The sequence below is a fragment of the Myxococcus virescens genome (assembly GCF_900101905.1).
In the GTDB taxonomy this organism is placed as follows: domain Bacteria; phylum Myxococcota; class Myxococcia; order Myxococcales; family Myxococcaceae; genus Myxococcus; species Myxococcus virescens.
Genome location: NZ_FNAJ01000011.1, coordinates 78,838 through 97,368 on the forward strand (window position 1 = coordinate 78,838; position 18,531 = coordinate 97,368).

Sequence of the window (18,531 nt, forward strand, 5' to 3'; positions counted from 1 at the left end):
ATGGCGCCTCCTTCCTCCGCTGTGCCCCGAGCAAGCGACCCAGCGCTGGACCGGGCCCTCCTCCGGCAAGTCGCCATGGGGAGCCCGCAGGCCATGCGCGACGTCTATGCGCGCTGCGGCGGACGGTGTTTCGCCATCGCGTTGCGGTTGCTACCGACCCACGCTGACGCGGAAGAGGTGTTGCAGGAGACCTTCCTGGAGGTCTGGCGGCGTGCCCGAGAGTTCAATCCCGAACGCGGCGGCCTGGAGGCCTGGGTGACGACGATTGTGCGCACGCGCGCCATCGACCGGCTGCGGGCGCAGGGAACGGCGGCCCGCGTGGTGGAGGGGGCCGTGCAGCAGGAGCCTCCGGTCAGCGCCGCGCCCGCCGCGCCGGACGAAGCGGTCAGCCAGGGGGAGGCACGTGCTCGCGTGATGGCGGCGCTGGCCCAGCTTCCTCCGGACCAGCGGGCGGTGGTGGAGCTTGCCTACTTCGAGGGCCTCTCCCAGCGGGAGATTGCCGAGCGCACCGGAGACCCCTTGGGCACGGTGAAGACCCGTGCGCGGCTCGCGTTGGAGAAGCTGGGGGCGTTGTTGGAGATGCTGCGCCCCCACGCCTAGCCCCCATGCCGGTCGGTCAGGAACGGCCCTTCTTGCGCTCCGTCTTCGCCTTTGGGCCCTCACCGTAGCCGGACACCACGAGCCCGAGCGTCTGGACGAAGTTCACCGCGGCCTCCACGGGGATGCGCGTGGCCTTCACCCGGTTACGCGCGGGGTCGATGAACACGCCCTGCGCGGTTCCGAAGTCCGCCTTCGTGAGCGTGCAGCCGCGGAAGTTGCTGCCGGTGATATCCGAATCGCTGAAGTCCGACTCGGACAGGTCCGTGTCGATGAAGTTCATCTCCAGCGCCGTGCAGCGCAGGAACGCCGTCTTCCGCAGGCTGAGCCCCGCGAAGGTGCAGTAGCGCAGGTTGGAGCCGTCGAAGGTGACTTCGGGGAAGGTGCCCACGTCCGTCCAGTCGATGCCCATCAGCTTGGAGCTCTCGAAGCGCACGTCGCGCAGGGACGTCTCCGTGAACCGGGCTCGCGTGAGGTCGCAACCGGTGAAGACGCAGGACTCCATTCGAGTCCTCGTCCAGCGGCTCTCCTGCAGGGTGCAGTTGCGGAACGTGCAGCGGTAGAACTCCTTCCCGCCCAGGTCCGTCTCCTGGAGGTTCAGGTCGGTGAAGGTTTCGTTCTCGAAGCTGTCTTCTTCGTGGATGCGCTGGGAGGCCATGGCGGGCCCGTCACTAACGCCAGATGGCGCTCGCGGGCCAGGTCATTTCGCTCTGGATTCTCTATCCATGACGGACGGTGAAGGCCGCCAGCAGAGGCCCCGCGAGGCGGGTGTTCGCGGGAGACGTTGGCCCTCCTTCGGGAAGCTGCGTGAGGAGCGCCTCCAAGGCGGGCTTCATCTCCTCGAAGGCGGCGGTGGCTGCCGCCGCGTTGTCGAAGAAGCGGTGGTAGAGGAGCCAACCGGTGACGGAGCAGGCGATGGCGTGGAAGGAGCGGGTGTCATCCAACTCGTAGGTGAGCCGCGCCAGGCCGCCGAAGTCCTCATCCCGCGCGATGGTGCCGCCCTGGGTCCCCACCCACCCGATGGAGCCCCCGTCTTCATATGGCCGCCACGCCGCGTCGTCCGCACGTCCCACCATCCACCCCTTGCAAGGAAACCGGCGCCATCATGCGTGCCCCGGGGCGGATGCTCCAGGACTCCGAGGCCTCCGCTTCGTTCGGAGGTGGACGTCGGTTCGGCGCGGAGGAGGTAGGGAAGGGGAGCACGCCACGGTTCGCGGAACAGTTGTGGCGGGACGGTTTGTGCCCGGCGAGGCGCCGTCCTAACCTGTCATGTCCATGAAGGCGATCCTCGTCTCCCTTTTCCTGTTGGGCTCGGCGCCGGACTCCAGCGCGCCAGCGATTCCGCCTGAAGCGCTCGCGGCGCCCCCTGTCGCGGATGAGTCCCCCACCGCGTGGTCCTGCACCGTGGACACCCTGCGTGCTGGGAAGGAATGCGTGTTCGAGGCGGACCTGTCCGCGGGCGCGCCCAGCGATTCGCAGGACGCGTCCAACAAGAAGATCCTCCAGGACGTGGCCCGCGCGCTGTGCACGGAGGCGGTGGGCAACATCCGCGAGGGCCGCCCGGACGCGACGCTCACCGCGCTTTGTGAGCGGCGCTACATCACCGCCGTGGACCAGTGCGGACTGGAAGGCACGTCGTTCGTGGTGGATGCCAAGGGCCGCTTCGCTCCCGGCGCTCGGTCCTGCTACCGCGCGCTGGCCAACGTCCTTCAAGAGGTGCAGTTCATGGCCACGGTGGCCTCGCCGTGCTGCGAGTGCGCCGCCCGCGCCAACTGCCCGGGCACCGCGGACCGCTGCTATGCCGAGGTCGCCCAGCAGGCCACCGCGCCCCAGACGCAGGCGTGCCTGAGTGACAGGTGCGCGGATGCGTGCGCCGTCGTCCTGCCGCTGCCTCGCTCCGGAGCGCACCCCGCGCCCACCGTCCAGCAGCGCAACCGTTCCGCCAGCCCTGGCTCCGCTTCCCTCTAGGAGTTCCGCCCATGCGCCGTCCTTCCTGGAAGCTGTCCTCCTGGGCCCTGATGGGCACGTTCGCCGCCGGCTGCGGCGCCTCGCATTCCCACGTGACGTGGTCGGAGGACGCGCCTCATCCGAAGGAGGAGGTGTTCGTCGCCAGGCCTCCGCCGGAGCCGCCCGCGCCCAGCCCCACCTCGGACCCCAAGGCGTTCGCCGCCCGGTACGCCAACCCGGCCGTGTGTGAAGCCGCCGCGCGGCGCCTCCAGGGCGCTTCGCGGGATGAGGCGTGGGATGGCCTAAAGGCCTGCATCGAGCACACGCCCTTCACCCAGCTCAACGCGCTGTTGGGCCGCGCCTGGGCGCAGGACCTGAGCGTGCGTCCCGAAGGCGCGAAGCTCATTGCCCGCGTGGTGGCCCAGCGCGGTGGCAGCGTGACGGGCGAGCTGCGTTACCTCCAGGAGAAGCAGATCCCCATCTTCTCGTTGGCCTCCGCCATGGACCGGCCGGACACGTACAAGGGCCGCTACGTGCTGCTGCGCGCGCAGGTCGCGGACCAGCGCTCGGAAGGTGAGCGCTCCACGGTGTGGCTGGTGGAGCAGGCCCTCAGCTCCGTCCAGACGGACGAGGTCGTGGGTCATGGCGAGCGCATCGACTCCGTTACCTCGTACTCGGGTGACCTGGCCGGGCAGTCCGTGCTCACGGGGCCAGGGCGGGTCGGGGGCACGGTGAGCACGTCCGAGCGCTCCGGCCGCAACACCACGCGGCGCTTCGTGGAGAACATCTCCGACGAGACGGGCCGCGAGGCACTCGGTCGTCTGGCGAGCGCCGACCCGTTCCTGGAGACCCGGCGCGACTACGTCATCCTCGCGCGCTTCGACGGTGTCCGCCTCACGTCGGGCGGCGCGGAGACGGATGAGGAAGCGCCGCGCATCCCGGTGCTGACCATCGTCAGCTACCACGCGCCGCAGGCGCTCGTCGTCTACTGAGCGGCCTTCGACGCGGCGCCGTCCGCGTCAGGGCCGGGGTGTGCGCACTCGGTGCCTGGGTGACACAAAAAAACGAGGCGCCGGGGAACTTGCCCCGACGCCTCGCCCTGGGAACCGACCCCGCGCCAGTCCCCACGTAACCGTGTGCAGGTCGCGCCCGCGCTACTGCTGGGTCGCCCCCGTAATCGTGAAGTGATTCGCCACGTCGCGGCCCGAACCCACTTCCACCGTCACCGGCTGGTCGGGCGTGGTGGAGGCGCTGACGTAGGAGGGCGGCTCGAGGTGCACCGTGAAGGTGCCCGGGATGAGGAACTTGAAGACCGCCTCGTAGGTGCCGTCGCCGTCCTCGTCGGTCAGCGCCAGCCGCTCACTGCTGCCCGCGTCGTTCGTCATCACCGCGTTGAAGTCGCCCAGCGTCACCTGGTGGCCGTCCACCACGGGCAGTGTCACCGTCGGGGCCGTGTCCGCCGTCACGCGGATGCTGCCGGAGGCCGTCACCTCGGCGGCCTTGATGACCGGATGCATCACCCACTTGCCCGCGTTGCCGGCTTCCTTGCCAAAGCTCTGGCCGACGTCGAAGTCCACGAGCAGCACCTTCTGCTCGCCTTCGATGGTCAGCTTCTCGGAGAACTTCACCTTCAGCCCGGACGTGCCGAAGCTGGGCATGTGAAGCTGGCCGTCCACCTGCGTGCCCGCGGGCAGGCCGGCGTAGTCGGCTGACGACGCGAACACGGTCGACGCGCCGTCCGCATTCGCCACCTCGATGTAGCCACCGGTGATGACGAAGCGGAGCTCGGAGTAGTCGCCATTGGGGACCACCGCGTCAGACACCAGCTCGGACGTGGAGTTGGCGAGCTCCAGCAAGCTCACGGTGGCGGGGGTATCGCGCAGCACCACGCGGCCACCTTCGCCGTCGCCGCCTTTCAGATAGATTTCGGAGATGGTGACGACAGCAGTGCGGATGTCGTCTCCTGGTGCGTCGGTCAGAAGCAGGGTGACCTTGCCCTCGTTGCCACCACACGCCATCAGCGGGAGCAGGGCGATGGGTAGCAGGGCCAACAGGGTCGAGCGTAGGCGCGAGCGAATCGTCATGGTCGGCACGTCCCAGAATAGGGCCCGCTGGAATACCGGGCCGTTCGACACGTAATGACCCGGCCCGGAAACATCCGGCCACGCGACCCTGCAGATGTCGCCGCGAAAGCAGGGGGCCTGGAGGCCCACACCCACTTACGCCGGTGACGTGTCCAGACCGTGCTTGCGCAGCAGCTTGCGCAGGTACACGCGGTCGATGCCCGCCTCACGGGCCGCGCGGGACACGTTGCCCTCGCAGCGGTCGATGAGGGCGCGCAGGTAGTCGCGTTCGAAGCCTTCGATGATGCGGTCCTTGGCTTCCTTGAAGGGGAGGTCCAGGGAGATGGGGCGCGTGCTCTCCGGGTCGTCCGAAGGCGGCGGCAGGGTGGTGGGGTCCTCGGGGGGGGAAGGCAGGTCCGGGATGTCCGGCAGGGCCTCGTCGCCCAGGTTCACCACCCGGTCCACCACGTTGCGCAGCTCGCGCACGTTGCCCGGCCACGGGTACTGGGCGAGCAGGGCGCGCGTCTGGTCCGACAGCGCGCTGGGCGGGCGCCCCATCCGCTGCAGCACCGTATCGACGAGCAGCGGCACGTCTTCCAATCGCTCCCGCAGCGGCGGAAGGCCGACGCGGAGCACCGCGAGCCGGTGGAAGAGGTCACCACGGAAGCGCCCGGCCTGCACCGAGCCCTCCAGGTCCTGGTGCGTGGCCGCGACGACGCGCACGTCGAAGGTGCGGTAGTCGTTGGAGCCCACGCGCTTCACCTGTCGGCGCTCCAGCGCGCGCAGCAGGCGGGGTTGGACTTCCAGCGGCAGTTCGCCGACTTCGTCCAGGAAGAGCGTGCCGCCGTGGGCGCGCTCGAAGGCGCCCGCGCGGTCGGCGTGCGCGCCCGTGAAGGCGCCTTTCACGTGTCCGAAGAGTTCGCTCTCCAGCAGTGAGGGGGCGATGCCCGCCAGGTCGGCGATGACGAAAGGCCCCCGGGCCCGAGGGCTGTGCGTGTGGATGGCCTCCGCGCACAGCTCCTTGCCCGTGCCCGTCTCACCCTGGATGAGCACGTCCGACTCACCCGCCGACAGCCTCTCCAGCAGCGTGAAGAGCTCCCGCATGCGGCGGCTGTTTCCCACCAGTGAGCCAAAGGCGCTGCGCGCGGACAGGGGGCGCGCCCGGGGCCGCTCGCTCTCCGGCATCAGCTTCAGCTCGGTGGTGCCCAGCTTGAGGACCGCGCCCGTGCGCACCTCCAGCTCCTGGAAGCGCATGCCTTCGCAATAGGACCCATTGCGCGAGCCCGGGTCCACCGCGCGCACGCCACTCTCGTTCACCTCCAGGATGAGGTGCTGGCGCGACACCGCCCGGTCCGACAGGAGAATGTCCGCATCCCGGCCCGACCCCACGCGATAGCGTCCCGGCATCAGCGGCCAGTCGCGGCCAGCGTCCGGACCCGACAACACCACCAACCGGGTACGTACCCGTTGGACACGAATGGCCGGCAACGCATCGGTGCGGACCAACTCGTCGTCCCCGTCCTCATCTCCCAGACTCGCCACGGCGCGGACGATATCACAGCCGCTTTGCAGGGGTTTGCCTCCGCATTCCCGGGTAATACGGTAAAGTTTGAAAGGGGGTGTCACCCGCGATGGCAAGTGCGCCACGAGAACGATTCGGCCGGTATGAACTTCAAGAGCGGGTCGGCCAGGGCGGCATGGCGGAGACGTGGCGCGCCCGGCTCCGGGGGGCGGCGGGCGTCACCAAGTCCGTGCTCATCAAGAAGGTGCTCCCGGAGTACGCCAACGACGAAGCGTTCGTGTCCATGTTCATCAGCGAGGCGCGCATCTCCGCCACGCTGTCGCACGGGGCCATTGCCCAGGTCTTCGACTTCGGGAAGGTGGACGGGCAGTACTTCCTGGCCATGGAGCTGGTGGAAGGCCATCCGCTGAACCGCATCCTGAAGCGGGCGCTGCGCTCCGGCTTCCACGCTCTGCCGGTGCCCATCGCCGTCTTCATCGCCATGGAGATGTGCCGCGGCCTGCACTACGCCCATACTCGCAGTGACGAGAAGGGCGAGCCGCTGGGCATCGTCCATCGCGACATCTCCCCCGACAACGTCCTCATCGGCTACGAGGGGCAGGTCAAAATCGTCGATTTCGGCATCGCGAAGGCGCGCTCCCTGCGCAGCTTCAACACCGAGCCCGGCGTGGTGAAGGGGAAGTACCTGTTCTTCTCGCCGGAGCAGGCGCGGGGGGAGGCGGTGGATGCCCGCACGGACGTCTGGGCCACCGGCGTGGTGCTGTTCCAGATGCTCTGCGGCCGGCTGCCGCTGGAGGGCCAGGTCCACACGGTGTTGCGGCGGTTGAACAGCGGCCAGCCGCTGCCCTCGCCGCGACAGGTACGGTCCGACGTCCCGGTGGCGCTGGACTCCATCATCCAGCAGGCGCTCGCGCTCCAGAAGGATTCTCGTTTCGAGTCCGCCCATGCGCTCGGGGATGCCCTGGCCGGGTTCCTCTACTCGACCACCCCGCGCTTTTCGCCCATGTCCGTGGGGTACCTGCTGCGGGAGCTGTACCGCCCGGACCTGGAGGCGCTCGGGATGGATGCCCGTGTGCCGGCCTCCTTCTCGGAGGAGATGTCCATCTGGCGCGAGGCGCCCCCGCTGCCCGCACCCACGCAGCACGGTGTGCCAGCGCTGGGCCTGGAGCCGGACGACCGCACCGAGGAGAGCGGGCCCGTCGAGGTGGACGACGCGGAGAAGGAGGCTCCCGCGCCGCGTGCGACGCGGGTGGGCCTGTTCGCCGAAGGCAGCAGCAGCTCCCAGTGGGTGGCCGGTGTCGGCCTGGTGGTGGCAGCGGTGCTCGCCGGGGTGGCGGTGACGCAGGTGGGCTCCGACTTGCTGGCTGCCGCCAAGGAAGAGGCGCGCGCGCTCGGGCCGCCCGTGGCGCAGCGGATCATTCCACCCGCGTTGCCTCCCGCCCCACCCGTGGCCGTGCCCTCGAAACCCCCGGCCGCGGAGGAGGGGCCTTCGCGGGCCTCCGAGGCCATGGTCGAGAACGCGGATGACGACGAGGTGTCGGGAAGCGCCGACACGCCGGATGACGCAGTCGAGGTCGCGGCCGGGCGTTCCAGCGTGGCGCGTCCGGTCTCCGGAGCGCGGAGCGGCAAGGTCGTTCACGCGGCTGGCACGGGCGCTCGAGGACAGACGCGGCAGGCCCATGCGGCGTTGCTGGGCGAGGCGGGCAATGTCCTGGCGGTGTCGCCGGTGACGGTGGGGCCCGCGCACCGGGTGCTCACCGCCGGGCGGGCCCTCCAGCGTGAGGGGAAGTACACCGACGCGCGGAACGCCGCCCGTGAGTGCGCCCGGCTCGAGCCCGGCAACGCCGAGTGCTACCTGCTGCTGGGGGCCGTGGAGGTGAAGCTGGGGCGAATCGACGAGGGGGCTCGCAACTACCACCGCTTCCTGGAACTGGCCCCGTCGGACCATCCGCTCGCGAGCACTGTCCTGCGCATTCTGCAGGAATACGAAGCCCGCTAGGTCGGGCGTCCACGATTCGACGCATGGAATCACCCGGCTCCCCGCCGGGGGCTTGGAAAAGCGAGCGAGCCTCCCGTACAAGGGGGCTCGCATGAAGCGTTTCCGCCTTCCTCGACGCCTGACGCTCCCTGCGCTGCTGATGGCAGCCGCATGTGGTGAGTCTGACTCCATCCCAGTCCGGACCTGCGACGTGACGTTGACCTACGCACCGCAGCGGTCCGTGGCGGGCACCGTTCAGGTCATGGGGGAATGGAACAACTTCGCCTCCCCGGCTCAGCCCATGACCGACCGGGGTGACGGCGTGTTCACGCTCCGCCTGGAAGGGTTGGAGCCGCGCGCCTACGGCTACCGTTTCGTGGTGGGCGACCAGCTGGAGATGGATCCGGAGAACCCGTACTCGCGCTGGGTTCGCGCGGAGGAGTATTCGCGCGTCATCGTCCCGGACTGCCGCCAGCCCGTGCTGGAGCTGAACCGCTTCACGGTGACGCCCGAGGGCTCGCTGGACGTGGCCGTCTCCTACCTCGATGGGACGGACAAGGCTGGCCCGGCGGTCGATGGCATGGTGCTGTCGCTGGACGGCACGCCCCAGCCGGACGCCTATGACGCCGCCACCGGCCGCTTCCGCCTGAACGTGCAGGGCCTGGAGCAGGGCAAGCACCACGTGAAGGTGGTGGCCAAGGACCGCCAGGGCCGCGAGGCGGCGTCGCTCTACCTGCCATTCTGGGTGGAGCCGGAGCGCTTCCGCTGGGACTCGGGGCTGATGTACTTCGCCTTCACGGACCGCTTCCACAATGGTCGGCTGGAGAACGACGCGCCAGTGGCGGACGTGGACCCCATCGCCAACTATCTTGGCGGGGACTTCGCGGGCATCACCCAGAAGCTGGAGGAGGGGTACTTCGACGCGCTGGGCATCCGCACGCTGTGGATCTCCCCCGTGGATCAGAACCCCGAGGGGCGCTTCGTCGGCACCGGCGGCAAGTACTACACCGGCTATCACGGCTACTGGCCGTCGAAGCCCCGCGAGACGCAGCACCGCTTCGGCTCGCTGGAGGAGTTGCGCGCGCTCACGGCGGCAGCGCACAAGCGGGGCATCCGCGTCATCGCCGACCTGGTGCTCAACCATGTCCACGAGGAGCACCCGTATTGGGCGAACCACGCGCGGGATGGCTGGTTCAACACCGCCGCCAGTTGCGTGTGTGGCACGCAGGACTGCGACTGGGAAGCCAAGCGCCTCACCTGCAAGTTCACGGACTACCTGCCGGATTTCAACTGGCGCTCGTCGGACTTCGTGGACCAGTTCGCCGCGGACACGCTCTGGTGGCTGGAGCAGGCGGACTTCGACGGCTTCCGCATGGACGCGGTGAAGCACATGGAGCAGGTGGCCGGGCGCACCATCCGCGGGAAGCTGAATGACATCACCGCGATGACGGGCACCGAGTTCTACCTGGTGGGCGAGACGTACGTTTTCACGGATGGGCGCTCACAGATTGCCCGTTACATCAGCCCGCAAGAGCTGGACGGCCAGTTCGACTTCCCCCTGTACTGGCCCGTGCGCGAGGCCTTCGCGGACGGCAAGGGCTTGCAGCGTGTGGACGACGCCGTGCGCGCCAACGAGGAGGCCTATGTGCCGGGAACGCTCAATTCGCCCTTCCTGGGCAACCACGACGTGGCGCGCTTCATCTCCCAGGCCGCGGGGCAACTGCACGGGGAAGGGAGTGATCCCTTCGGCCCCAACCGCCCGTCCACGGTGGTGACGGATCCGGCCGCCTTCGAGAAGATGAAGTACGCCTTCGCCTTCGTGCTGACGCAGCCGGGCGTGCCGCTGGTGTATTACGGCGACGAGGTCGGCCTGCCGGGCGCGGCTGATCCGGACAACCGCCGCTTCATGCGCTTCGGCAGCGCGCTTGCTCCGCAGGAGCGGGACTTGCTCGACTTCGTGCGGAAGCTGGGGCAGGCGCGCCGGGCGCACGAGGCGCTGCAGACGGGCGCGCGGCGGACCCTGCGCGTGGAGGACGACCTCTACGTGTTCCAGCGCGATCTGCCGGACGGGAAGGGGGCTCTGGTGGCCATCAACCGGAGCGCCGTGCAGCGCTCACTGGTGTTGGAGTTGATGGGAGGCCTGGCCGCGAGCAGCGGCACCTACGTGGACATCTTCTCCGGGCAGACGCTGCAGCTTGCCGGCACGGAGACGGTGCTGGTCGTCCCGCCGCGCGGTGTCGCTGTCTACGTGCCCCACCAGGAGTAACAGGGCGGGGATGTTCCGGTGGAGGGGTGGGCCGTCCCCCTTCCGCCGGTGCATCCCACTCAGGACTGAGGGGCCGCCTGCTCGCTCTTGCCGTGCTTGTAGAAAAGCACGAGCGTGTAGCAGTGGAATTCGTTGTCGGACGACTGACACACGACCCGGTCCACAATCTCCAGGTCGGAGTTGCTCTTCAGCCAGCGGGTGACGTTCTCACCCAGCTCCTCGCGCTCCTTCGCCTTGGTGGCGGAGAAGACCTTCACGCCCGTGAACATCGCCTGCCACTCCTTGTGCGGTGCTGATTCAGGACAATAGGAAGTTATCGCACGCGTCGTTCCGGGGTGTCAAAAACCCGGCTTCCCTGTTGTGGGGATGTTGATCGTCCATGCCTGGGGGTTTGCAGTCTCCCGCCCGTGCCTATGTTGCTCGGGTCGCACCGGATTGCGTGGGGCGCTCGTGGCAGAGGGCCGCGAGTGGTGGCGGAGTGGGGAAGGGGGAAGGCCCGTGGACATGAAGACCAAGAAGGACCTGGCCGTAGACTTCATCAACACCATCCGGACGATGGAGCCCTCCGCGCTGAATGCGCTCATCGTCAAGGAGGCAGGTGAGGAGCTGGCCCAGTTCTTCCTCAATTACAGTGCGAACCTCATCTCCAAGGACCCGTCCCGGGTGCTGGAGAACACGTCCTCGCTGATGCTGATGGGGTACCTCATCCGCACCTACGAGGAGAAGAACACCCAGGCCACCCAGGGTACCTTCCAGTCCTACGCGTTCGCCTGAGCCGCGGGCAGGGCGTTGCAGGCTCGACAGGGCTCGGGGGAGCCTGTTAGGGAGCAGCGCCCATGCTCATCGACATGCACGCCCATTCCCACCTGTCCAAGGGTTGCGAGCTGGACCCTCGCGCCGTGCTGGAGCGGGCCGCCTTGTTCGGCCTGGACGGTGTGGCCTTCACCGAGACGAACACCCAGGACGGCTGCGACGAGCTCTTCGAGATTGGCGCGAAGTCGAAGCTCAAGGTCTTCGTCGGGCTGGAGCTGGTGACGGATCGTGGACAGTACCTGTGCTTCTTCCCGAAGCCGGAGCTGGCCCCGGAGCCGGTGCAGATGTGGGGCAGCAACCGCGAGAAGCCGTGGAGCGCCGCCGAGTGTCTTCCCAAGGTGAAGGCCCTGGGCGCCGCCATCGTCGCCGCGCGGCCCTATGACCGGGACTCGCAGAATCCGGCCATGGACTTCATCCGCTCCCTCGGCGTGCTGAGCGCCGTGGAGGGCTACAACGCCCGGGTGAAGCAGACCTCCAACGACCTGGCCGTGGAGGCCGCCGCGGCGCTGAAGCTTCCCTGTGTGGGAGGCAGTGACGCCCGGGGTTCGCTCGACGAGGTCGGCCGGGGCGCCACGCTCTTCAAGCGGCCGGTGCAGACGCAGGCCGAACTGGTGGCCGAGCTGCAGAAGGGTGATTTCTGGCCGGTGATGGCCGGCGACCTTCCCCGGCTGACGCGCCCGGGAGAGGCCCAGGCCGCGCGCAAGTCCGGTGGTGGCGGCCGGGGTGGTGGTGGCAAGCGCCGCCGTCGCTAGCCGGCGCTCGCCGAAGTCCGCTCAGGGGACGACCGGGTTGCCGCCCTCCTCGGCGCGCGCGAGGCGTCCGTCCGTGAAGAAGGCGCGGCGGCGGCCCCCGGGATAGCTCCACTCCTCGAGCCTGGACGTGCCTTCCAGGGAGCGCCGCACCGTCTCCGGCGGGCCCCAGGCCATGCGGGCCGCGTCCATGGACATGTTGGCCACCAGTCGCTTCTCACGCACGGCCTCCTGCACCGCGGGCGGCAGCGCGTCCAGCGTGGGCTTCAAGTCCCTCGCGGACAGGTACTTCTCCAGCTCCGTGCGGAAGTCCTCCGGACGGTCCAGGTTGGGCGGCATCACCAGGATGAGCGGCGGCGCGTTGGCGGGTGCGCCGGCTTCCGTGAGGTACACCCAGGGCCAGGCGCGTGGGCTGTAGAGGACGCGCTCGGTGATGACCCAGGAGGTGGGGAACTCCACGCGGGTGATGCGCAGCTTCGTCCCGGCGGGGAGCACGCGCTCCACGGCGCCTGGGTTGATGGGGGCGCCCTTCGTGTCGTCGAGGAGCCGGACGTCCTCGGGGGCGTAGGGCGTCAGCAGGCGCTTGGAGGCGTCACCGAAGAGCGGCGTGACGTTGCTGGAGACGCGGAGGTACTGCTCCGCCTCCGGGCCGGAGAGCGTCTGGTTGAGGGAGGCCCGCGCCTCGGGCGGCATGCGCGTCTGGGACGCACAGCCCGCGCCAAGCACGGTCAGCAGGGACAGGGATAGGATTCGGAATGAGGCGAGCGGCATGGCACCTCCGCGGGGACAGGGCGCGGCAGGTGTCCTGATTAGCTCACCGGGCTGGCTGCGTCAGCGGGGATGGCTCCATCGCCTCGCGCTTGCCGCCGCGGCATCCGCGCTGGGGCGGGCAGATGGGGCCGCGGCCATGAGGATCCGCGACGAGCAGGAAACGGCCGAGCCCGCGGGTGTCCGTCAGCTCTGGATGGCCACACAGCGCGCAGTGACGGGGAGGACGCTTGGAGGGGGGGAAGGGCACGGGGCGTGAGTGTGCGCCGCTCCCATGCCCGGAGCGAATTTTCGGCGGGCCCGGCCCGGGTGGGCGCGGGCCGGGGGGCTACTTCTTGTCGCCCGAGGCCGCCGGCGCGGGGGCCGGAGCGGGCGTGCTGGGCGCGCTGCTGGCCGGCGAGGACGCGCTCGACGACGAGGAGGCGCTGCTGCTCGACGAGGAGCTGCCGCCGTCCTTCTTGGTGGAGCTGTACAGGTCGGAGTACCAGCCCCCGCCCTTGAGGACGAAGCTCGAGCGGCTGACGACCTTGGTCATCGACCCCTCGGCGCCGCACGCGCTGCACGTGGCAGGGGCGGGGTCGGAGATCTTCTGCAGCACGTCGATCATCTTTCCACAGCTCTGGCAGGAGTACTCGTAGATGGGCATGGTTCTCAGTGCCTCGTCAGGGTGTTGAGTCAGCGGGAGCCGGCCAGCAGCTGCTTGCGCAGTCCGTCCGCCAGTCCCAATCGCTCGAAGGCGCGGAAGACGAGCTCGGACGGGGCGCCGTGCTTGCGGGCAACGGCATCCGCCAGTTCGTGCAGGTCTCCGGCATCGTGCAGGACGTCGCCGACGAGCCGCTCCAGTTCCTTGCGGAGCGTGTCGGCGAACTTCTTCTGGATGCCCAGGTCGGTCAGGTACTTCTCGCGCCCGAGCAGGTCCAACCGGTGCGTCAGGTGGGGCGTGGCCAGGGCCTCGCGGCGGAAGCGCTCGCGCAGGGCCTCCACGTCCTCCGTCAGCGACAGGAGAGAGACCAGTCGCTGCAGCTCCGACGGGCTCAGGCCCAGGGCCCAGGCCACGCGGCCGGCGGCGCCCCGCTGGGTGGTGAAGCCGTCCAGCACCTGGCGGCGCTCCTTCTCCACCATCGCATCCATCAGCCCGTGGTCCCGGAGCACGTTCTCCAGATCCACCTGCGTCAGCTCGCCCCGCGCGCCATTGAAGCGCTGGGACAGGGCCCGCAGCAGCGCGAAGCGGTGGTCGGCGGCCTCCATGGCGGCCTCCACGATGGGCTTGCCGGTCAGGCGCGTCAGCTCCATGAAGGACGCGCGCGGCGCCTCCACGCGGGTGAAGCGGCCCCGGGGGCGCGGCAGGTCCCTGCGCGAGAGGGCGGGCTCCTCGGCGAAGTCGGCGGGCGAGCCCAGGGTGTCCTCCGTGGGGGCGCGCTTTCGCGGGGCGATGCGCTCCTTGACGGTGGCCTCCAGGTCCTCCTTCGCGGCCTTGCCGCCCTTCTTCCCGGCGGACGCGTCCGCGGCGGGCGGCGGGGCGAAGGTGAGGGGGGGCTCGGCGGGAGCCGGAGCGGGCGGTGGCGTCTTCTGATCGCGCACGTGCGCCAGCTCGCGGGCGACCTCGTAGAAGCCGCACGCCTGACGCTGTGCGGCCACGGAGGCCTGGGTGCCGTTGAGGATGTCCACGACGGCGAAGGGCCCCAGAGGGGACGCCTCGGGTTCGCCGTCCGTCAGTGCGCGGACGCGGAAATCATCAGCCTCGGCGAGGAGGGCCAGCGCCTCGCGGACCTCGGGTGCCGGGGCGGGTGCCTTCGCGCGCCGGCAGAAGTCCGAGACGGCAACCGCCACGGGGGTGGGGACGTCGTCGGGCTGTCGTCTTCTCTGCCAGGGACTGTTCATGAATGTCGCGGAAAAATGCTCGTTTACGAGGGCGGATGCCTCTATCTTCGCCCACAGACAGGTGTCAATGAGCCAGTCCGATTCCAATCTAAACAGCCTACGGCGAATGCAAGTCGCGGGGGCGAGCGGACGGGAGGGGAGGCGCTCCCCAGGGCCGCACGCCAGGCGTTGCGGGGAGGATGGGACCGGAGTATCAGGCCCGCCGCGTCCGGAGGCCAACACCTGCCGGTGACGTTTTCTTCTCCGGCGGGGCGCCTTTGTTGGGAAATGGCCGGGTCGCGAGAGTTGGCCGAATTGGTTACAACAAGAGCGGAGGGCGAGGCAGCGCGGGCCTCCACCCAAGTGCGCCCGAGGCATGGCGCGGACCCGCGGCGACTTTGAAGGGTTTTTTACATGAGCAACAGTCACAGCCATCACCACGACGACCCGGACAAGGACGAGGTGCTTGCCCGCTACATGGCCCAGCACGGCCTGAAGAGCACGCGGCAGCGCAGCCTCATCATCGACACGTTCTTCGCGGTGGGAGGCCACCTGTCGGTGGAGGAGCTGTGGAACAAGGTGCGTGAACAGGACACCAAGGTGTCCGTCGCCACCGTGTACCGGACCATGAAGCTGCTCAGCGAGTGCGGCCTGGCCCACGCGCGCAACTTCGGGGACGGGCAGACGCGCTACGAGGCGGCCGCGGGTCGCGACCACCATGACCACCTGGTCTGTACGCGCTGCGGCACCATCATCGAGTTCGAGAACGAGCGCATCGAGGCGCTCCAGGACGCCGTGGCCCGCAAGCACGGCTTCAAGGTGACGTCGCACAAGATGGAGCTGTACGGCCTGTGTCGTGACTGTCAGCGGGCCGGGCCGGCCGCCTCGGAGGCCTGATCGCCATGTCCCGCGTGCTGCTACGGGGTGCCGTCGTGGCGCTGGTGGCGCTGGCCGGCTGCCGGGGCACCCGGCCGGTGGACGCGGGGTACGCCTTCCTCAACGCGCTGGCGCTGCCGTCGGTCGGGCCCACGCCGCATGACGTGCGCGCGCTGGACGGGAAGGTGGTGCTCGTCTCGTTCTTCGCGACGTGGTGCTTCCCGTGCCTGGCGGAGATGCCCACGCTGGAGGCGCTCCAGAAGGACTACGGCCCCCGGGGCTTCCAGGTGGTGGCGGTGGGCATGGACCTGGAAGGGGAGAAGGTCCTGGCCCCTTTCGCGGACCACTATGCGCTGCGCTACCCGGTGCTGGTCGCGAACCAGGCGATGATTGAAGGCCACAGCGCCTTCGGGGCCATCCAGGGCCTGCCCACCACCGTGCTGTTGGACCGCCGGGGCCGGGCCGTGGCCGGCTGGCATGGCGTGGAATCCCACGCCGATATGGCGAAGGCCGTGGAGAAGCTCCTGGCCCAGCCCGAGTAGCTCCCCGGCATTGCTACAGGCCTGGAGCGGAAATCTTGCGGGGCAGGGGGCCACTGGTACGGTCCTCCGCGTTCATGACGGCGAGGCGAAAGTTCCTGTTGGTGGCGGTAGGGGTGGCTGCGGCCCTGAGCCTCGTGTCCGTCGTGGACGCGAAGGGCTTCCGCCGCTACCTCTCGCTCCGGCAGGACGTGGAGTCGGTGCAGGCCCGCAACCGCTCCCTGTCCGCTCAGAATGAGGCCCTGCGCAATGAGATTGCCGCATTGCGCAAGGACCCGGCCGCGCTGGAGCGCGCCGTGCGTGAGGAGCTCGGCTTCGTGAAGCCGGGCGAGCTCGTCTTCCACCTGGAGTCCCCATGACGTCGCTTCCCGAGTTTCCGTCTCCCGGAAGGTTGCTGCGTCTCGCGGTCCGGTCCATTCCCGCCGCGGCCTCGCTCGCCACGTTCATCCACCTGGCGCGCGGCGGCTTCCGGGGGCTGAACACCCTGGGGTGGACCGAGGCGGCCCTGGTGGGCTGCCTCCTGGTGGGCATCGCCGTGGCCGCCTGGCGCCGGGCCATGCGTGGCGCGGTGGGCGCCGTCGTCGATCTGCGCGATGACCTGGACCTGGGCGGCACGCTCCTCTCCGCGGCCTTCGTCGTGGTGGCCATTGGCGGCGGGGACTTGTTCCCCATCGTCTACCTGCTGATGGCGTTCCTGGTGGCCTTCCTGCCGCGCAACGCGGGCCTCACGCTGCTGGGCGTGGCGCTGGTGTACGACGCGCTGGTGACCCTGGGCGGTCCGGTGCCCAACGCCACGGGCTACCTGACGCACGCGGCCTTCCTGGCCCTGTTCTCCGGCCTCTACCACCTGGTGCTGGCGGCACGCATCGCCGCCGCGCGCCGGGCGGAGAGCGACGCGGTGCAAAAGCGCATCCGCGAGGTGGAGGAGCGGGCGCGCACCTTCCGGCTGGTGTCGTCCGGTACGCAGGACAGCTTCAGCGGGATGAGCTCGGACGAGAAGTGGCTGGTGGCCTCGGTGAAGGAGATCGAAGGCGCCGTGCAGGCCGCGCTCGAAATCGCGGAGACGGGGCTGCGCACGTACACCTGCGCCGCGTTCCTGCTCACGTCGGATGACCGGAGCCTCAAGCTGTACGACTGCCGCTCCGGCTCCGAGCGCGTGCAGCGCGAGCGCTTCAACGCGGGTGAGGGCATCATCGGCGGCGTGCTCAAGCGCCGCGCCCCGGTGCGGATGAACTCGCCGAACGGGCTCAAGGGCGTGACGCACTACGAGGGCAGCGGCCCCGCGGTGCAGGCGCTGCTCGCGGTGCCCATCCTGGAGGCCAGTGGCCTGGTGCGCGGCGTGCTGGTGGCGGACCGGCTGGCGAACGAGCCCTTCAGCGACCAGGACGAAAAGCTGCTCTCCACCATTGCCGGCGAGGTGCTGCGCTCCATCGAGGTGGAGCGGGTGATGAGCTACATCCGCAAGACACGCGACGAGAAGGACCGGTTCTTCCGCGCCATCGAGGAGCTCAACCGCGCGGGCAGCCCCGACCAGGTGTTCGTGGCCGTGCTGGAGAGCACCCGGCAGCTGGCGGGCCTGGACTTCTGCGCGGTGACGCTGGTGTCCGAGGTCGACGGCAAGCGCATGCACCGCGTGGTGCGCATGTCCGGCGTGACGGCGCAGGGCCAGGCGCTGTCCGGCCAGAGCTTCGAGGACAACAACGGGCTGGTGGCCAACGTGGTCCGCTACGGGGCGCCGCTGCCGGGCCGCGACATCAAGGCCATGGACCGGCAGATCATCTTCGACGACGAGACGCAGATTCGCGGCCTGGGGGCGCTGAAGATCTTCCCGCTGGTGGCGGGGGACCGCATCCTGGGCACGCTGGTGGCCGGCTCGCGCAAGAAGGCCGCGTTCGAGCAGGACGTGCTGCGGATGATTGAGGTCATCGCCATCCAGGCCGCTCAGGCGGTGCTGCGCGCGCAGCTCTACGAGCAGATGGAGCGCATGGCCACCACGGACGGCCTCACCGGCCTGTACAACCACCGCACCTTCCAGGCGAAGGCGGACGAGGTGCTGGCCCAGTCCCGGCGCTACCAGCGCAAGTTCTCGCTCATTCTCACGGACGTGGACCACTTCAAGAGCGTCAACGACACCTACGGCCACCCGACGGGCGACCAGGTGCTCAAGGGCGTGGCCCGCATCATCAAGACGATGGCGCGCGATACGGACATCGTCGCCCGCTACGGCGGCGAGGAGTTCGTCATCATCATGCCGGAGACGGATGCCAAGGGCGCCTTCACCATCTCCGAGCGCATCCGCGAGGCCGTGAAGGCGGAGACCTTCCAGACGGAGATGGGGCCGCTGAAGATCACCATGTCGCTGGGCATCGCCACCTTCCCCGACAGCGCCATGGAGAAGCAGCAGCTCATCGACCTGGCCGACCAGTGCCTCTACCACTCGAAGCGCAACGGCCGGAACCAGTCCGTCACCGTGGACATCATGCAGGGGGGGCGCAAGCAGCTGAAGGCGGCGAACGCGTCCTGAGTCCTTGATGCAGCCGGGGGCCGCCCATG

At 69.3% G+C, this 18,531-nt stretch carries 19 protein-coding genes; 11 read left to right on the forward strand and 8 right to left on the reverse strand.

Going from position 1 to position 18,531, the window contains the following annotated elements; all coding sequences use genetic code 11:
* A complete protein-coding gene (locus BLU09_RS26935; protein WP_090492475.1) occupies positions 1 to 600 on the forward strand; it encodes a sigma-70 family RNA polymerase sigma factor in 600 nt (199 codons plus the stop codon).
* A gap of 16 nt (positions 601 to 616) precedes the next feature.
* Here the strand turns inward: BLU09_RS26935 and BLU09_RS26940 are convergent, their stop codons facing one another.
* Both BLU09_RS26940 and BLU09_RS26945 read right to left on the reverse strand, forming a co-directional pair.
* Positions 617 to 1,255 carry a pentapeptide repeat-containing protein gene (locus BLU09_RS26940; RefSeq protein WP_090492477.1) on the reverse strand — a complete coding sequence of 213 codons (639 nt, stop codon included), beginning with the start codon at positions 1,253 to 1,255 and terminating at the stop codon, positions 617 to 619.
* Positions 1,256 to 1,316: 61 nt separating this feature from the next.
* Positions 1,317 to 1,673: a hypothetical protein gene (locus BLU09_RS26945; RefSeq protein WP_090492479.1), complete on the reverse strand. Its 357-nt coding sequence runs from the start codon at positions 1,671 to 1,673 to the stop codon at positions 1,317 to 1,319.
* 193 nt (positions 1,674 to 1,866) lie between these two features.
* Here BLU09_RS26945 and BLU09_RS26950 point away from each other — a divergent pair, with 193 nt between their 5' ends.
* Complete coding sequence (locus tag BLU09_RS26950) at positions 1,867 to 2,565, forward strand: hypothetical protein (protein WP_090492481.1); 699 nt, start codon at positions 1,867 to 1,869, stop codon at positions 2,563 to 2,565.
* An 11-nt stretch (positions 2,566 to 2,576) separates the two neighbouring features.
* A complete protein-coding gene (locus tag BLU09_RS26955; protein ID WP_090492483.1) occupies positions 2,577 to 3,536 on the forward strand; it encodes a hypothetical protein in 960 nt (319 codons plus the stop codon).
* 162 nt (positions 3,537 to 3,698) lie between these two features.
* Here BLU09_RS26955 and BLU09_RS26960 read toward each other — a convergent pair whose 3' ends face one another.
* A complete protein-coding gene (locus tag BLU09_RS26960) occupies positions 3,699 to 4,628 on the reverse strand; it encodes a DUF4382 domain-containing protein (protein ID WP_244172062.1) in 930 nt (309 codons plus the stop codon).
* 135 nt (positions 4,629 to 4,763) lie between these two features.
* On the reverse strand, positions 4,764 to 6,149 hold the full coding sequence (locus BLU09_RS26965) for a sigma 54-interacting transcriptional regulator (protein WP_090492487.1): 1,386 nt from the start codon (positions 6,147 to 6,149) through the stop codon (positions 4,764 to 4,766).
* A 155-nt stretch (positions 6,150 to 6,304) separates the two neighbouring features.
* On the opposite strand from BLU09_RS26965, the gene BLU09_RS26970 reads away from it, so the two are divergent.
* Together BLU09_RS26970 and BLU09_RS26975 are read left to right on the forward strand one after the other, a co-directional pair.
* Positions 6,305 to 8,128 carry a serine/threonine-protein kinase gene (locus BLU09_RS26970; RefSeq protein WP_244172063.1) on the forward strand — a complete coding sequence of 608 codons (1,824 nt, stop codon included), beginning with the start codon at positions 6,305 to 6,307 and terminating at the stop codon, positions 8,126 to 8,128.
* A gap of 91 nt (positions 8,129 to 8,219) precedes the next feature.
* Positions 8,220 to 10,373, forward strand: coding sequence for an alpha-amylase family glycosyl hydrolase (locus tag BLU09_RS26975; protein ID WP_186817829.1), 2,154 nt, complete (start codon positions 8,220 to 8,222; stop codon positions 10,371 to 10,373).
* 59 nt (positions 10,374 to 10,432) lie between these two features.
* Here the strand turns inward: BLU09_RS26975 and BLU09_RS26980 are convergent, their stop codons facing one another.
* On the reverse strand, positions 10,433 to 10,642 hold the full coding sequence (locus BLU09_RS26980) for a hypothetical protein (RefSeq protein WP_011553713.1): 210 nt from the start codon (positions 10,640 to 10,642) through the stop codon (positions 10,433 to 10,435).
* Between the two features lie 229 nt (positions 10,643 to 10,871).
* Between BLU09_RS26980 and BLU09_RS26985 the strand changes: the two genes are divergently transcribed.
* Both BLU09_RS26985 and BLU09_RS26990 read left to right on the forward strand, forming a co-directional pair.
* A complete protein-coding gene (locus tag BLU09_RS26985; RefSeq protein WP_090492493.1) occupies positions 10,872 to 11,147 on the forward strand; it encodes a hypothetical protein in 276 nt (91 codons plus the stop codon).
* A 62-nt stretch (positions 11,148 to 11,209) separates the two neighbouring features.
* The gene (locus tag BLU09_RS26990) at positions 11,210 to 11,938 is read left to right on the forward strand and encodes a PHP-associated domain-containing protein (protein WP_011553715.1); all 729 of its coding nucleotides are present in this window, start codon (positions 11,210 to 11,212) and stop codon (positions 11,936 to 11,938) included.
* Positions 11,939 to 11,959: 21 nt separating this feature from the next.
* On the opposite strand, the gene BLU09_RS26995 is transcribed toward BLU09_RS26990, so the two are convergent.
* The 3 genes from BLU09_RS26995 to BLU09_RS27010 all read right to left on the reverse strand — a co-directional run bounded on the left by BLU09_RS26995 (position 11,960) and on the right by BLU09_RS27010 (position 14,533).
* Positions 11,960 to 12,706: a hypothetical protein gene (locus BLU09_RS26995; RefSeq protein ID WP_090492495.1), complete on the reverse strand. Its 747-nt coding sequence runs from the start codon at positions 12,704 to 12,706 to the stop codon at positions 11,960 to 11,962.
* A 325-nt stretch (positions 12,707 to 13,031) separates the two neighbouring features.
* A complete protein-coding gene (locus tag BLU09_RS27005; RefSeq protein ID WP_090492499.1) occupies positions 13,032 to 13,349 on the reverse strand; it encodes an FmdB family zinc ribbon protein in 318 nt (105 codons plus the stop codon).
* Between the two features lie 29 nt (positions 13,350 to 13,378).
* Complete coding sequence (locus BLU09_RS27010; protein WP_244172064.1) at positions 13,379 to 14,533, reverse strand: hypothetical protein; 1,155 nt, start codon at positions 14,531 to 14,533, stop codon at positions 13,379 to 13,381.
* Between the two features lie 444 nt (positions 14,534 to 14,977).
* On the opposite strand from BLU09_RS27010, the gene BLU09_RS27015 reads away from it, so the two are divergent.
* The 4 genes from BLU09_RS27015 (at position 14,978) to BLU09_RS27030 (ending at position 18,502) form a co-directional block, all read left to right on the forward strand.
* On the forward strand, positions 14,978 to 15,460 hold the full coding sequence (locus tag BLU09_RS27015) for a Fur family transcriptional regulator (RefSeq protein ID WP_186817827.1): 483 nt from the start codon (positions 14,978 to 14,980) through the stop codon (positions 15,458 to 15,460).
* 5 nt (positions 15,461 to 15,465) lie between these two features.
* The gene (locus BLU09_RS27020; RefSeq protein ID WP_011553720.1) at positions 15,466 to 15,981 is read left to right on the forward strand and encodes a TlpA family protein disulfide reductase; all 516 of its coding nucleotides are present in this window, start codon (positions 15,466 to 15,468) and stop codon (positions 15,979 to 15,981) included.
* A gap of 74 nt (positions 15,982 to 16,055) precedes the next feature.
* A complete protein-coding gene (locus BLU09_RS27025) occupies positions 16,056 to 16,337 on the forward strand; it encodes an FtsB family cell division protein (RefSeq protein WP_011553721.1) in 282 nt (93 codons plus the stop codon).
* Entirely contained in the window at positions 16,334 to 18,502 is a 2,169-nt protein-coding gene (locus BLU09_RS27030; protein ID WP_090492504.1) for a sensor domain-containing diguanylate cyclase, read from the forward strand. Before BLU09_RS27025 ends, BLU09_RS27030 begins: the two co-directional genes overlap by 4 nt.
* Positions 18,503 to 18,531 lie beyond the last annotated feature (29 nt).